This is a genomic window from Schaalia odontolytica (genome assembly GCF_031191545.1).
Lineage (GTDB): Bacteria > Actinomycetota > Actinomycetes > Actinomycetales > Actinomycetaceae > Pauljensenia > Pauljensenia odontolytica.
The window spans coordinates 1516167-1528671 of the sequence record NZ_CP133472.1; the positions used below are offsets into that span (position 1 = coordinate 1516167).

At 64.9% G+C, this 12505-nt stretch carries 11 protein-coding genes and 1 tRNA gene; 7 read left to right on the plus strand and 5 right to left on the minus strand.

Going from position 1 to position 12505, the window contains the following annotated elements; translation table 11 throughout:
* Nucleotides 1-61: 61 nt before the first annotated feature.
* Entirely contained in the window at nt 62-994 is a 933-nt protein-coding gene (locus RDV55_RS06415) for a DsbA family protein (protein WP_111824464.1), read from the plus strand.
* A gap of 354 nt (nt 995-1348) precedes the next feature.
* A tRNA-Thr gene (locus RDV55_RS06420) sits at nt 1349-1424 on the plus strand.
* Nucleotides 1425-1493: 69 nt separating this feature from the next.
* Here the strand turns inward: RDV55_RS06420 and RDV55_RS06425 are convergent.
* Nucleotides 1494-2204: a uracil-DNA glycosylase gene (locus RDV55_RS06425; RefSeq protein WP_111824465.1), complete on the minus strand. Its 711-nt coding sequence runs from the start codon at nt 2202-2204 to the stop codon at nt 1494-1496.
* A gap of 134 nt (nt 2205-2338) precedes the next feature.
* Here RDV55_RS06425 and RDV55_RS06430 point away from each other — a divergent pair, with 134 nt between their 5' ends.
* Nucleotides 2339-2875 (plus strand): LytR C-terminal domain-containing protein, encoded by a 537-nt coding sequence (locus RDV55_RS06430; protein WP_111824466.1) that lies wholly within the window; start codon nt 2339-2341, stop codon nt 2873-2875.
* 739 nt (nt 2876-3614) lie between these two features.
* Nucleotides 3615-5243, plus strand: a complete 1629-nt coding sequence (gene groL, locus RDV55_RS06435) for a chaperonin GroEL (RefSeq protein WP_111824467.1) — start codon at nt 3615-3617, stop codon at nt 5241-5243.
* 130 nt (nt 5244-5373) lie between these two features.
* Here the strand turns inward: groL and RDV55_RS06440 are convergent, their stop codons facing one another.
* The 4 genes from RDV55_RS06440 to RDV55_RS06455 form a co-directional block, all read right to left on the minus strand.
* Nucleotides 5374-5667 (minus strand): WXG100 family type VII secretion target, encoded by a 294-nt coding sequence (locus tag RDV55_RS06440; protein WP_111824468.1) that lies wholly within the window; start codon nt 5665-5667, stop codon nt 5374-5376.
* Nucleotides 5668-6017: 350 nt separating this feature from the next.
* Nucleotides 6018-6980, minus strand: a complete 963-nt coding sequence (locus tag RDV55_RS06445) for an HD domain-containing protein (RefSeq protein WP_111824469.1) — start codon at nt 6978-6980, stop codon at nt 6018-6020.
* 175 nt (nt 6981-7155) lie between these two features.
* Nucleotides 7156-8622 (minus strand): sensor histidine kinase, encoded by a 1467-nt coding sequence (locus tag RDV55_RS06450; protein ID WP_111824470.1) that lies wholly within the window; start codon nt 8620-8622, stop codon nt 7156-7158.
* 1 nt (nt 8623) lies between these two features.
* Nucleotides 8624-9328, minus strand: coding sequence for a response regulator transcription factor (locus RDV55_RS06455; protein WP_111824471.1), 705 nt, complete (start codon nt 9326-9328; stop codon nt 8624-8626).
* Nucleotides 9329-9474: 146 nt separating this feature from the next.
* Here RDV55_RS06455 and RDV55_RS06460 point away from each other — a divergent pair, with 146 nt between their 5' ends.
* The 3 genes from RDV55_RS06460 to RDV55_RS06470 are packed head-to-tail and all read left to right on the plus strand — an operon-like array spanning nt 9475 to nt 12447.
* Nucleotides 9475-9975 carry a PH domain-containing protein gene (locus RDV55_RS06460; RefSeq protein WP_111824472.1) on the plus strand — a complete coding sequence of 167 codons (501 nt, stop codon included), beginning with the start codon at nt 9475-9477 and terminating at the stop codon, nt 9973-9975.
* The gene (locus RDV55_RS06465; RefSeq protein WP_309187870.1) at nt 9972-11534 is read left to right on the plus strand and encodes a PH domain-containing protein; all 1563 of its coding nucleotides are present in this window, start codon (nt 9972-9974) and stop codon (nt 11532-11534) included. Before RDV55_RS06460 ends, RDV55_RS06465 begins: the two co-directional genes overlap by 4 nt.
* 25 nt (nt 11535-11559) lie before the next feature.
* Entirely contained in the window at nt 11560-12447 is an 888-nt protein-coding gene (locus RDV55_RS06470) for a Rossmann-like and DUF2520 domain-containing protein (protein ID WP_111823910.1), read from the plus strand.
* The last annotated feature ends 58 nt before the right edge of the window (nt 12448-12505 follow it).

The following is a 12505-nucleotide window of genomic DNA, read 5'->3' on the forward strand; positions in this document are numbered from 1 at the left end:
GCGTGGGGCAACCGCGCCCGATACTATTGCAACATTCAACCATTTTTCGGAGAGTGAGTTCATGGCTCAGAAGAAGAAGCCGAGCGTCGACCCTGTGCGCGCCAAAGCCGCGCAGATGCGTCAGGCGCAGGAGCGTGCCGACCGCCGCACCCGCATCATCGTCATTTCCGCCGTCGCTGCGATCGTCCTGGGCGTCGTTGCAGCCGTCGGTGGAGTCATCTGGAACCAGCAGGCTCAGGTCAACGCCGCGCGCAACGTCGACGCCTCCGAGGTCCTCGGTGCTTACGCCGACGGCCGCCCGATCATCGTCAACGCCAACGGCGTTGTCGCCGAGGCGGACCCGAAGCTGCCCACCCTCACGGAGTACTTCGACTACTCGTGCCATGCGTGCGCCGACCTCGACGCATACCTGGGCGAGGATCTCACGACCTGGGCTGCCGAAGGCCACTACAACCTGGAGATTCAGCCGGTCATCACCGTCAACATGGACTACCTGAAGCCCGCGACGAGTGCCTCGCTGGTCGTCGCGCAGAAGGCGCCCGACAAGTGGGTGGACTTCCACCACGCTCTGCTGGCATACTTCCGTACCCAGTTCCAGGCATCCAACGGCACCGTCGTTCAGAACCTCGACGCCTCCTGGAAGCAAGTCAAGGTGATTGCAGCCGAGGTTGGCGTCCCCTCCGACGTTATCGAGACCTTCCCGGTCAACGCCGTCGAGGACTACCTCAAGGCATCGACCACCGCCTGGCAGAACGCCGGTTTCAACGGTCGTGGCGACGGCCTCGGAACTCCCGAGCTCATCAAGGACCGCTCCACTGTTATCCCGCTCGGAACCCAGCTGCCCGCGCTGCGCGAGACCATCGCGCAGGAATACGGCATCACCGATTCCGCGAGCCAGGGCACCTCACAGACCCCGGCTCCCGAGGCCACCGAGCCCTCGCAGAGCGGTGCCGACGAGGCCCAGAGCGCCGGGACGACCAACAGCTCCAACTGAGCCGTTGATCACGCAGGGGTGGGACCGCCAAGCGGTCCCACCCCTCACATCTACTGTCTGGAGGGCTTTCAGGTGCGCGCACTAGGTAGCCGAACGGCATTGTGGGGAACCACGGTGTCGCGAGCTGGTTCACCCTGATCCGGTGCGCGCACGGGGCCGGTGGCTGAGTCAGTGAAGCGCGGCGTCGACCGGGGGCCGTTCGCCGGCGGCACTGGCCTGTGAGGAATCGGATGGCCCGAGAGGCGCGTGACCCTACCCCTCCAGACGCGATGCCGACATTCCTCCGTGCCCTGCGCGGGCATTTCGGCCCGCCCGCGCGCGCGAGCCCCCACCTGTGGCACACTAGTGTCCGCCGCCGGCTTAGCTCAGTTGGTAGAGCAGCTGTCTTGTAAACAGCAGGTCATCGGTTCGAGTCCGATAGCCGGCTCCACGGAGTCTCTCACCGCGGCGCCGTAGCCGCACCCCCCGTCACCCGAAGGGGTGAGGCGCCCCGGCCTCGTTAATGAGAGCCGCCCAGCGACCAATCCACCCCCGATGTGCCCTGCGCTTCGAGAAGTTGATTAGCGCGCGAAAACGGCTTCGACCCGAAAAAGCCCCGATACGCGGATAGCGGCGACGGGTGGGTGGACGCGATGATTGGAGTATCTGCGAGGCGTGGCGTGAGCGACTGGGCGTCCTTCCCCCACAGGATTGCAACAAGCGGCGCTCGTGAGCCATCCGGTGCCGTACGAGACACCAGCGCGTCAATCGCACACTGTGTGACCTCCTCCCAGCCGCGGCCACGGTGAGAAGCGGGTGCTCCCGGACGCACCGTCAACACGCGGTTAAGCAGGCATACGCCCTGCTCACACCACGGTGTCAGGTCGCCAGATGTCGGAGAGGGAATGCCGATGTCCTCGCTCAGTTCGCGGAAGATATTGATGAGCGACTTTGGCAACGCCACACCCGGATGCACTGAAAAAGACAGCCCCATGGCGTGCCCCGGCGTCGGATACGGATCCTGCCCAACGATCAGAACCTTGACCTTGTCAAAGGGGTATGTGAAGGCGCGTAGAACATCCGTGCCCGCAGGTAGGTAGCCGCGGCCTTCCTCGACCTCAGCGGCCAGCATCGCGCCCAACTCGTGGACACGCTCCTCGACTGGGGCGAGTGCCCGAGCCCAACCCGGATCAATCAAGTCGGCCAACGGACGGGGATTGTAATCACTCATAGCACCAGCCTAATGCCGCACAGGCCACGCCACGTTATCCGCGCGCCACCCGCGCCCCGCTCACTCTTTTCCGATAGTCTGAACGGGTGAGTTCTCAGTACCCCAGGGATGAATTTGACCGCGCCGGCGAGGATATGCCCGTCGGCATGCACCGCCCCAAGCCCTCCAAGTGGAAGAACGTGTGGCCCTTCCTGGCCATCCTCGTGATCGTTCCCGCCCTCGGATGGGCAGCGGCGACCGCCCTGTCGCGCCAGCAGACCACGACGCCTGCCGCCCCGCCGACCGGCGTGTCCGCTGCCCCCAGCTCCTCTGCGAGCCCCACTGCCGAGCCGACGGCCGATGCCACCGCTCCCGCCGAGCCCACTCCTTCCCCGAGTTCTTCTTCCCCGTCAGCCTCCGCTGAACCCGACTATGGAGCCGTCATCCAGGTCCTCAACGGCACCGGAACGCAGGGATATGCCGGCCAGCAGGCTCAGATCCTGAACCAGGCAGGCTACGCCGGAACCAGCGCCGCAAATGCGGACGGGTGGACTACTCAGACCTCCACTGTCTTTTACGAAGATCCCCGCATGGAAGGCACAGCAAAGGACATCGCTTCTAAGCTCGGCATTTCGAGTGTGCGCCAGGAAAGCGGTCTCGGTGATCCCGATATTGTCGTCATCCTGCGCTAAGTTTCCTTCGCTAATCTTCTGAGTCGCGCGGCCCCCAGGGGTCGGGCGACTCTGTTGTTCGCGCTTCCGCCGGTGGTCCGGTGCCGCTTGGTCTGCCTTGTTGGGCCGGGTACTGATTGTGCCCGCGGCACGCCTGTGTGAAACCGGTGGAGCCCCTGTTTCCTGGAACCCGCCGATCGGGTCACGGCAGCCGCGCTCTTGTATGAAACTGGTGCCGCCTCTGTGAGGGATGACTCGACGCCCGATGTAACCGGTGGCACCTCTGCTAGCGGCAAACAGTCGTTTTTTGCTTGTTTTAGATCGACAGTGGCGGCAGAGGTTTCATGTTCCCGTTGAACGGCTCTGACAATGGTGTCCGCGGTTTCATGGTGATGCCAAGGGGGGTGTGTATCGTGTGTCGTTGCCAGGATTGATCGGATTCCCGGAGGAGATTTCTCGTCCATCTCAGACGCGTTGTCTCAACACGATGCCGGGAACGCGCCTCCGCAGCGTTGCAACCGGCTGATCGGGGGTGTTGAGCTACTCACCCCGGCCTCGTCCCTGCGGGTTACGCCCTGAGCGCAGCGCACTCAAGCCTTGTGACCTCGCCTTGCACTCTGTAGTGGTGAGTGCCAAAATCTTAGTTAGCACTCCGACACGGAGAGTGATAAGACCACCGGTTCGATGAGGTCGCCTCAAAAGCGCGGCCGTCCGTCGCGGGCATCGAACCCGATCCGCATCGCGGAAGGATACATTTCCAATGACTAAGATCATCAAGTTTGATGAGGATGCCCGTCGTGGCATGGAGAACGGCCTCAACCTGCTGGCCGACACCGTCAAGGTGACGCTTGGCCCCAAGGGCCGCAACGTCGTGCTCGACAAGAAGTGGGGCGCCCCCACGATCACCAAGGACGGCGTGTCCGTCGCTAAGGAAATCGACCTCGACGATCCGTTCGAGCGTATCGGTGCCGAACTGGTCAAGGAAGTTGCCAAGAAGACCGACGATGTCGCGGGTGACGGCACCACGACCGCGACCGTTCTGGCTCAGGCGCTGGTCCACGAGGGTCTGCGTAACGTTGCCGCCGGCTCCAACCCGATTGCCCTCAAGCGCGGCATCGACCAGGCCGTCGAGGCCATCGTCGCCCAGCTGCACGCCGACGCCAAGCCCGTTGAGACGACCGAGCAGATCGCTGCCACGGCCTCCATCTCCGCTAACGACCCCGCCATCGGCAAGCTCATCGCCGAGGCCTTCGACAAGGTCGGTGCCGAGGGCGTCGTCACCGTCGAGGAGACCAACTCCTTCGACACCACCCTGGAGACCACCGAGGGTATGCGCTTCGACAAGGGGTACCTGTCGGCCTACTTCGTGACCGACCAGGAGCGCCAGGAAGCCGTCATCGAGGACGCCTACGTCCTCCTCATGGACTCCAAGATCTCCAACGTCAAGGACATCGTCCCCGTCCTGGAGAAGGTCATGCAGACCGGCAAGCCCCTCGCGATTATCGCCGAGGACGTCGAGGGTGAAGCCCTCGCCACGCTGGTCGTCAACAAGATCCGCGGCACCTTCAAGTCCGTCGCCGTCAAGGCACCCGGCTTCGGCGAGCGCCGCAAGGCGATGCTGCAGGATATGGCTATCCTGACGGGCGGCCAGGTTATCTCCGAGACCGTCGGCCTCTCCCTGGAGAACGCTGACCTCGAGCTGCTGGGCCGCGCCCGCAAGATCGTCGTCTCCAAGGATGAGACCACCATCGTCGAGGGCGCTGGCGACAAGGACATGCTGGATGCCCGCGTGCGCCAGATCCGCCAGGAGATCGAGAATACCGACTCCGACTACGACCGCGAGAAGCTGCAGGAGCGCCTCGCCAAGCTGGCTGGCGGCGTCGCCGTCATCAAGTCCGGCGCGGCCACCGAGGTCGAGCTCAAGGAGCGCAAGCACCGCATCGAGGACGCCGTTCGTAACGCTCGCGCGGCCTCGGAAGAGGGCCTGGTTGCCGGCGGCGGCGTCGCCCTGATCCAGGCTGCCACCGTGGCGCTGCCCAAGCTCGACGCCCTCACCGGCGACGAGGCCACCGGCGTGAACATCGTGCGCCTGGCCATCTCCGCCCCGCTCAAGCAGATCGCTGAGAACGCGGGTGTCGAGGGCGGCGTGGTTGCCGACCGCGTTGCGAGCATGGAGCCTGGCCACGGCCTGAACGCCGCGACCGGCGAGTACACCGACCTCATGTCCGCAGGCATCTCCGATCCGGTCAAGGTCACTCGTTCCGCTCTACAGAACGCTGCGTCGATCGCGGGCATGTTCCTGACGACCGAGGCCGTCGTCGCCGACAAGCCCGAGGCTCCGGCCGCCGGTGGCGACGACGCTGGCGCAGGCATGGGTGGCATGTACTGAGCCGCTCAGCGTTAAGCTGATCTGCCTGGGGGCGGGACCTTCGCGGGTCCCGCCCCCAGGCACATTCGTAGGGAGAATCGACGGCGACGAGGCCGGGATTTCTTTCTTGGCTGCGTCCCCGAGGCTGTGGTTAGACGCCCGCAAACAAGGAAGCGGAGTGTGTCTCCGCATCCGAGTAGGTTGCGGCGGCTGCCTGCATCTGCGTGGAGATAGAGTCGAGGGCATCGTGTGTCTGCGCCTGAATACCTTGCCACTGGGTGATGGTGGCCTGGAAGTTGACCTGCGCGCCGCCCGTCCAGGAGTCTTGGAGGGCCAAGAGTTGGGCCATCATTGTGTCGACTTCTGTTCGGATCGTGGACGCGGTTGCGCAGGCCTGGGCTGCGGCTGCGGAAATCTGTTCGGCGTCAACAGCGTATGCGGTCATGGTGTCACTCCTTCGTGGGACCCCGGGTAGGTCCGTCGCTCACCACGCTACGCTGCCACCGTCAGCATATCGACGAGGAAACGTGCCCCTGTGGATAAGCGCCGACTGAATACGATGCCTGTGGATACATGCCATCGCCGTGTTTCCGCCCTATTGGAGGCGACCGTCGAGCCCGTGAACTCGCTCAGGGTGGCTGCGGTGCCTGTGGGAGGCGGCAGGGGCGCAACGGGCTACCAGACGACCACCCCGAGCCTTAGGCTCGTGTGTGGCGAACTCGTGGGCGGGCCGCACATAGTGTAACGCCGCCGGAAAACCGGCGGCGTTACAGCGAGTTGAAGGCGCTGACCTCGTCAGTCGGCGGCGGGAAGATCCAGGGACTCCACGGCGGACTCGAGGGAGGATGTGGCCTCCTCGTCCTCGTCGGAATCGGTGTCTTCCTCGATCTTGCGGGGCAGGACTCCGGTCGACGTGGCCTCGTCCTCCACGGAGGTGACGGGAACGCACTTCTTGATCGATCGACGCTTGATGATCAGTGTGCCGGTCGTCGTCGTGGAGTCCTCCACGACTTCTTCAGTGTCGTCCGTGTCCTCGGGGTCATCGGCATCCTCGGCCTGGTTGGCCTCGCACAGCTTGGCCTTTTCGCGCTCGAGACGGGTGAGCTCAACTTCGAGGTTCGCGCGGGCGGTGTCCTCCCATGCGGAACCGAGGGGGGACTGGTAGATGGTCTCGTAGCTCAGGAGCTTCTTAATGAGCGCGATACGCGCCCTGACGAACTGCAGGTCGTCGAGCTCGCTGAGCTCCGCGCGCAAAGAAGTCCGCAGCTTCTTGTAGTCCTGCGGGCTGCAGGCCAAGCCCGCCAAGTCGGCGTCGACGAGGACCTGCGCGTCGAAGTCGCTGCGCGGCGCGCGGTGGCGCGTCAGGAAGGCGATGAGCTCATCGATGCGGGCGACGACATCCTCGGGCACGCCGAGGTTGGTGAGGCGGTTGTGCGCGTGGTCGATGCAGCGGGTGGATGCGAAGTTCGCCTGGAATCCGCCGAGCTTGATCTCGAGGGCCTTGTTGAGAAAGGCTCCGTGGTACCACGCGGCGACACGCAGGATGTCGGGGTCGTGCGCGGATGACGAGATTTCATCGATGTGGGTGAGCGTGTTCATGAGCCGACGCACGTTGTGCATCTGGCGTTCGGGCGCGCTCCAGCGTTCCGCGAGGTCAATGCTCTCAGTTTTGAGCTCTGAGGGGGTCGCGGTTGCGCCGATTTGCTGCATGGCGTCAACGAAAGACGTCAGCAGCCACTGAGGTGCTTGAGCACCCATGGGCCACTCTCCTTGCTGATGAATACCCGAGCCATGCTAGTGCTGTTTTGAGCGATGGTCACGTTCGTTGATAAAAAATCGGGGAAAGTCCCTAGCGTTCCGCGTGAACTGTCACGCGTAAAATGCTGAAATCTGAACGGAAAAGTCGAGAATGTGAGTATGGTCGTTATGTCCTTCACGTCGTGGGGAGCTCGATGCGGACGGTCAGGCCGCCGCCTTTCGTCTTGCTGAGCGATGCGTTGCCCTTGTGAGCTGCGAGGATGCCCGAGACGATCGCGAGGCCGAGGCCGGATCCTCCGGATTTTCGATTGCGTGAGGTGTCGGCCCGGTAGAAGCGTTCGAAGACCCGTCCGCGATCGGTTTCGTCGATGCCGGGTCCGTGGTCGCGCAGCTCGACGATGGCTGTGTCTGCGCTGCGTCCGAGGGCGATTTCAACGGGGGAGCCTTCGGGGGTGTAACGCACGATGTTGCCGATGAGGTTCGTGAAGACCTGCGAGATGCGGTCGCGGTCCGCGGGGACGATGAGGGTCATTGGGGGAGTGCGTCCGCTGAGGCCGGTGAGTCCGACCGTGCGCGTGGGGTCGAGGGCCTGCAGGTCGAAGACCGCGTTATCGGCGAGTTTGACGAGGTCGATGTCCGTGATCTCCAGGGGGCGGCCCTCGTCGAGGCGCGCGAGGGTGAGGAGGTCTTCGACGAGGGTGGCCATGCGCGATGATTCGGAGGCGATGCGGCCCATGACTTCGTCGGTGCGTTCGGTGGGCACGCCGCCCATGGCGTAGAGCTCGCAGTAACCTGAGATGGCGGCGAGGGGGGTGCGCAGTTCATGGGAGGCATCGGAGACGAAGCGCTTGATCTTCTGCTCCGAGGCTTGGCGCGCGTCGAAGGATTGTTCGACCTGGGTGAGCATGGTGTTGAGCGAAAGGGCGAGGGAGCCGACCTCGGTGGTGACCGGGTGAGGGGTGACGCGCTTGGTGAGGTCGCCCGCGGCGATCTTGCCTGCGGTGGACTCGATGGAGCGCAGGGGTAGGAGGGCGCGCCGCACGAGGATGCGTCCGGCCCATCCGCCGATGATGACGATGATCATGCCCGCAACGGTGAAGTACGAGGCGGTGGTCCGCAGTGTGTGCTGCAGGTCCGATAGCGGTAGGGCGATCGTCATGTACCCGGAGAAATCGCCGGCTTCCTGCTCGTAGACGGGCACGACGAGCGCGCGCCATCCGAATCCGGTCTTTGAGGATGAGACCGTGACGGGCAGAGTGCGGAACGAGGAGACGGGAGCCGAGGAGGTGTCCACGAGGTCGGGCAGGTTGGGTTTGCCCGAGGCCTTGAGGGTGTCTTCGGAGTAGAAGTAGCGGTCGGTTCCGTCGGCGTTGTGGATATGGATGTAGTACAGGGTGGGGATGCCACCCTGTCCGTCGGCGGCGAAGGTGGCTGCGGATGCGGAGATCTGGAGCGTGTGCGCGGTGGCGACGAGCTGGTCGTCAATCTGCGAGGTGAGGTGGCGCTGCAGTAGGCCGATCATGACCGTTCCGGAAAGCGACAGTCCGATCGCCAGCAGGAGGGTAATGAGCGTGACGAGCTGTGAGGACAGTGGCTTAGAGTCCCACCATGCCTCAATGCGTTGTGCCAGGCCGGGGCGCACGTCAGTCCTCAGCGCGCAGAATGTAGCCGACGCCGCGCTTGGTGTGGATGAGCTCTCCGGAGGCACCCTCGACGGCGAGTTTGCGGCGCAGGTAGGAGATGTAGGACTCGACGATGGCGACCTCGCCGTCCCAGTCGTATTCCCAGACGTGGTCGAGGATCTGCATCTTGGAGACGACGCGCCCGGCGTTGATGACGAGGTAGCGCAGGAGCTTGAACTCGGTGGGGGACAGGTCGATGGGAACTCCGGCGCGGGTGACTTCGTGGGCGTCCTCGTCGATGACGAGGTCGCCGACGCGCAGGAAGGCGTCATCCTCCTCGGCGCCCATGGTGCGGCGCAGGATGGCGCGGATGCGGGCGACGACTTCTTCGAGGCCGAAGGGCTTGGTGACGTAGTCGTCGCCGCCGACGGTCAGGCCTTGGATCTTGTCGCGCATGTCGTCGCGCGCGGTGAGGAAGAGGACTGGGGTCGTGATGCCTGCGTCGCGCAGTCGCCTCGTGACGGTGAAGCCGTCCATGTCGGGGAGCATTACGTCGAGGACGATGAGGTCGGGTCGCGAGGCCTGGGCTTCGTGAAATGCGCCGCTGCCGTCTTCGGCGGTGACGACGTCGAAGCCGGCGAAGCGGAGGGAGGAGGCAAGGAGGTCGCGGATGTTGGGTTCGTCGTCGACGACGAGGAGTTTTGCTTCAGTTCCCGGGGTGTTCATACGACTAGTGTCACCCGAGTGGCTGAATGTTTCCTGTGAGCTTGATGAATATGAAGATGTGATCGGTGTTTGCTTCGTCACCTTGCTTGGTTGCGAATGGGCACAAGACAAGAAAAGGCGCGGAAAAGATATGCAAGAATTGAAGCATGTCATCCCAGAACTCAGCGGACGTCATGTCTCCCGACGGCGTCGAATTCCAGCACGTGTCCCCCAAACTCGCGACCCTGCGCCTCGGTAATGCCCTCGCGGCCTGCGGTGCCCTGTGCGGCGCGATCTCCGGCCTCGTCCTCGTTGTCGACATCCCGGCGCTGTGGTGGCTGATGGTCGCGCCCGCCGCCATCGCACTGTTGTGCCTGTGGCTCGTGCCCGCCCAGGTGCGCGCCCTGCGCTACGCCCTGGCCGACACGGACTTCGTCATCCGCCGCGGCGTCTTGAATCGCTCGCTGACCCTGGTGCCATACGGCCGCATCCAGTACGTCGACATCTACCAGGGTCCCGTGCTGCGCCTGCTTGGCATCTCCACGATCAAGCTCTCGACCGCGAGCGCGAAGACCGACGCGACGCTCAGCGGCGTGCCCGTCGCGGATGCGGCGCGTCTGCGTGACGTCCTGGCTGAGCGCGGTTCGGCGGAGCTGATGGGCCTATGAGCGCGGACCTCTCCTCTGACGGCATCGCCCCCGAGGACTGGAAGCCGCTTCACCCGCTCACCTACGTTCCCCGCGTGGCGGGAAGCGTCACGGGTTTTGTCGGCCTTGTGTCCCTGAGTAATGCGTCCGCGATTGAACGCATGCTCAACGGTGAGACGCCCGCGTGGCTCGCAACCACCGGCGTCTTCCTCGGTCTTCTGATGATTGCGGGCCTTCTTCTCGCCATCGCGGGTGCGTACTGCTACCTGTCGTGGACGAAGACCCGCTACGCGGTGAGTAACACGGCGGTTTGGTATCGTGCAGGTATCCTCAAGCGCACTCAGCGTCACGCGCGCCTCACTCGCATCCAGACGATTAACGTGTCTTACTCGCTCGTGGGGCGCATCCTGGGTCTGGGCTATCTGGACATTGAGGTCGCGGGTGGTGGGGATTCGAGCATCAAGCTCGGTTTGCTCAATTCTCGTCGCCTTGAGGAGCTGCGCGCCCTCCTTCTCGCGCTCGCGTCGGGCGCGATCGACGAGGTCGTGGATCCTTCCGCTGATTCCGTGGCCGCGACGCTGGGGACCCGCACGGATGCTTCCCCGCTCGAGGCGCCCGCGCGCCCCGTTTTCAAGGTCGGCTTCGTCAAGCTGCTTGCATCCATGCTGGCGACCGTCGATAATTCGATCGCCCTATTCTTCGGCGTCTTCCTGCTGGGCTTGAACGGCTTCCTCGTGCGCGTCGTTGGGGTGACGTCAATCATGAGTTTTCTGGGCATCCTGGCGGGTGCGTTCAGCCTCCTGGCGGGCGTCTGGGCCCGGTTTGATCGAGAGTTTGGCTTCAGTGCGGCTATCGGGGCTGACGGTGTGCGAATTAGTCGAGGCCTGACGGCACGCCGCCATGTGACGATCCCTCCGGGGCGCATTCACGCTATCGAGGTCACCCAGCCGCTGGTCTGGCGACTGTTCGGCTGGTATCGCGTGGAGATCACGCAGGCCGGCAACGCGGTGCACACGAAGGACGAGAAGAATAAGGGTATGCAGGTCGACGTGGCCTCCGATGTGCTGCTGCCCGTCGGTAGCCGCACGGAGGTCATCCAGGCGATCGCGATGGCGATCCCAGACCTGGGGGTCGACGATCCCGACGGCTTCCTCGAGTCCCTCCATGCGGGCACGCGTGAGGACCGCTGGATGACCCCCATCCCGCCCAGCGCCAGGATTCTGGACCCGGTGGTGTACAGCCGCCGCGCCTTCGGCCTGACCGACGCCGTGTTCGCGATCCGCGACGGATTCTTTAACCTGCGCTTCTCGATCATCCCGCTGACGCGCATCCAGTCGGTGTCGCTGCACCAGGGACCCATTCAGCGCTGGCGTCGCGTCGCCTCCGTGCGCGCTGCGCTGGTCCCCGGCCCGGTGGCCTCCATGGCCGAGCACGTCGAGGCGGGTCGTTCCGTGGAGCTGTGGGCGCGACTCTCCGAGGCCTCGAAGATCCGTCGCGAGGCCGAGGCGCCCGAGCGCTGGCTCTCCCGCGTCACCGAGATCGTCGATGCGACCTCGCAGCGGGTGGAGGGCGACAAGTAGTCCGGTGATCGGCGACAATGGAGCCATGACTACCCCCGGACGCCTCGGAATCGGCATCATCGGCATGGGCCATGTCGGCCCCGTCATCGGCTCCGCTCTGCGCGCGGTCGGGCATCAGATCGTGGCCGTCTCGGCCTCGTCGGATACTTCGCGCGAGCGCGCCGACGCGATGCTGCCCGGTGTGCCGATCGCCACGCCCGAGGAGGTCGTGCGACGCTCCGAGGTGGTCGTCGTGGCCGTTCCTGACGACCAGATTGGCCCTCTCGTGAGCGGCCTGGCAGACCTGGGCGCCTGGCAGAGCGGGCATATCGTCATTCACCTGTCGGGGGCATCCGGCGTCGGGCTGCTCGGCGCAGCCGCGGGCGCTGGGGCGATCCCGCTGGCGATCCACCCTGCGATGACCTTTACGGGGACCAGCGTCGACGTGGCGCGTCTGGTGGGGACACCTTTCGCGGTGACGGCTGCGGCCCCCTTCCTGCCGATCGCCCAGGCGCTCGTCGTCGAAATGGGTGGCGAGCCGGTCGTCGTCGCCGAGGAGGACCGACCCCTCTACCACGCAGGCCTTGCGCACGGTGCGAACTTCATCGCCGGCATTGCCGTGCAGACGACGCGCATCTTGGCCGAGGCCGGCATTGAGAACCCCGCCCTCTACGTGCGCCCCCTCCTCGAGGCCGCCCTCGACCGTGCCCTCACCGAGGGGGTTTCGGGAATCTCCGGGCCCGCCGCCCGCGGGGACGCCGGAACGATCGCCGCGCACGCGCGCTGCCTCGCCTCGCGCGAGGAACTCGCGGGGGAACGCGACACCTATGAGGATATGACCCGTGCCCTCATTCGCCTGCTGCGCGACGCGCGTCTCCTCGATGAACGGTCTGCCACCTGCGTCGAGGCCGCTCTCCTTGAGCCGGGCACCTGATGCTCGGGCCTCTTTCCACCCATTCCCTCCGGAAGTAATCCCGCGTGAGTGTGCCCAC

Excerpts from the sequence above, each read along its gene's own strand:
- RDV55_RS06415 (WP_111824464.1), top strand. The coding sequence starts at position 62 with ATGGCTCAGAAGAAGAAGCCGAGCGTCGACCCTGTGCGCGCCAAAGCC.
- RDV55_RS06425 (WP_111824465.1), bottom strand. The coding sequence starts at position 2,204 with ATGAGTGATTACAATCCCCGTCCGTTGGCCGACTTGATTGATCCGGGT.
- RDV55_RS06430 (WP_111824466.1), top strand. The coding sequence starts at position 2,339 with ATGCCCGTCGGCATGCACCGCCCCAAGCCCTCCAAGTGGAAGAACGTG.
- groL (WP_111824467.1), top strand. The coding sequence starts at position 3,615 with ATGACTAAGATCATCAAGTTTGATGAGGATGCCCGTCGTGGCATGGAG.
- RDV55_RS06440 (WP_111824468.1), bottom strand. The coding sequence starts at position 5,667 with ATGACCGCATACGCTGTTGACGCCGAACAGATTTCCGCAGCCGCAGCC.
- RDV55_RS06445 (WP_111824469.1), bottom strand. The coding sequence starts at position 6,980 with ATGGGTGCTCAAGCACCTCAGTGGCTGCTGACGTCTTTCGTTGACGCC.
- RDV55_RS06455 (WP_111824471.1), bottom strand. The coding sequence starts at position 9,328 with ATGAACACCCCGGGAACTGAAGCAAAACTCCTCGTCGTCGACGACGAA.
- RDV55_RS06460 (WP_111824472.1), top strand. The coding sequence starts at position 9,475 with ATGTCATCCCAGAACTCAGCGGACGTCATGTCTCCCGACGGCGTCGAA.
- RDV55_RS06465 (WP_309187870.1), top strand. The coding sequence starts at position 9,972 with ATGAGCGCGGACCTCTCCTCTGACGGCATCGCCCCCGAGGACTGGAAG.
- RDV55_RS06470 (WP_111823910.1), top strand. The coding sequence starts at position 11,560 with ATGACTACCCCCGGACGCCTCGGAATCGGCATCATCGGCATGGGCCAT.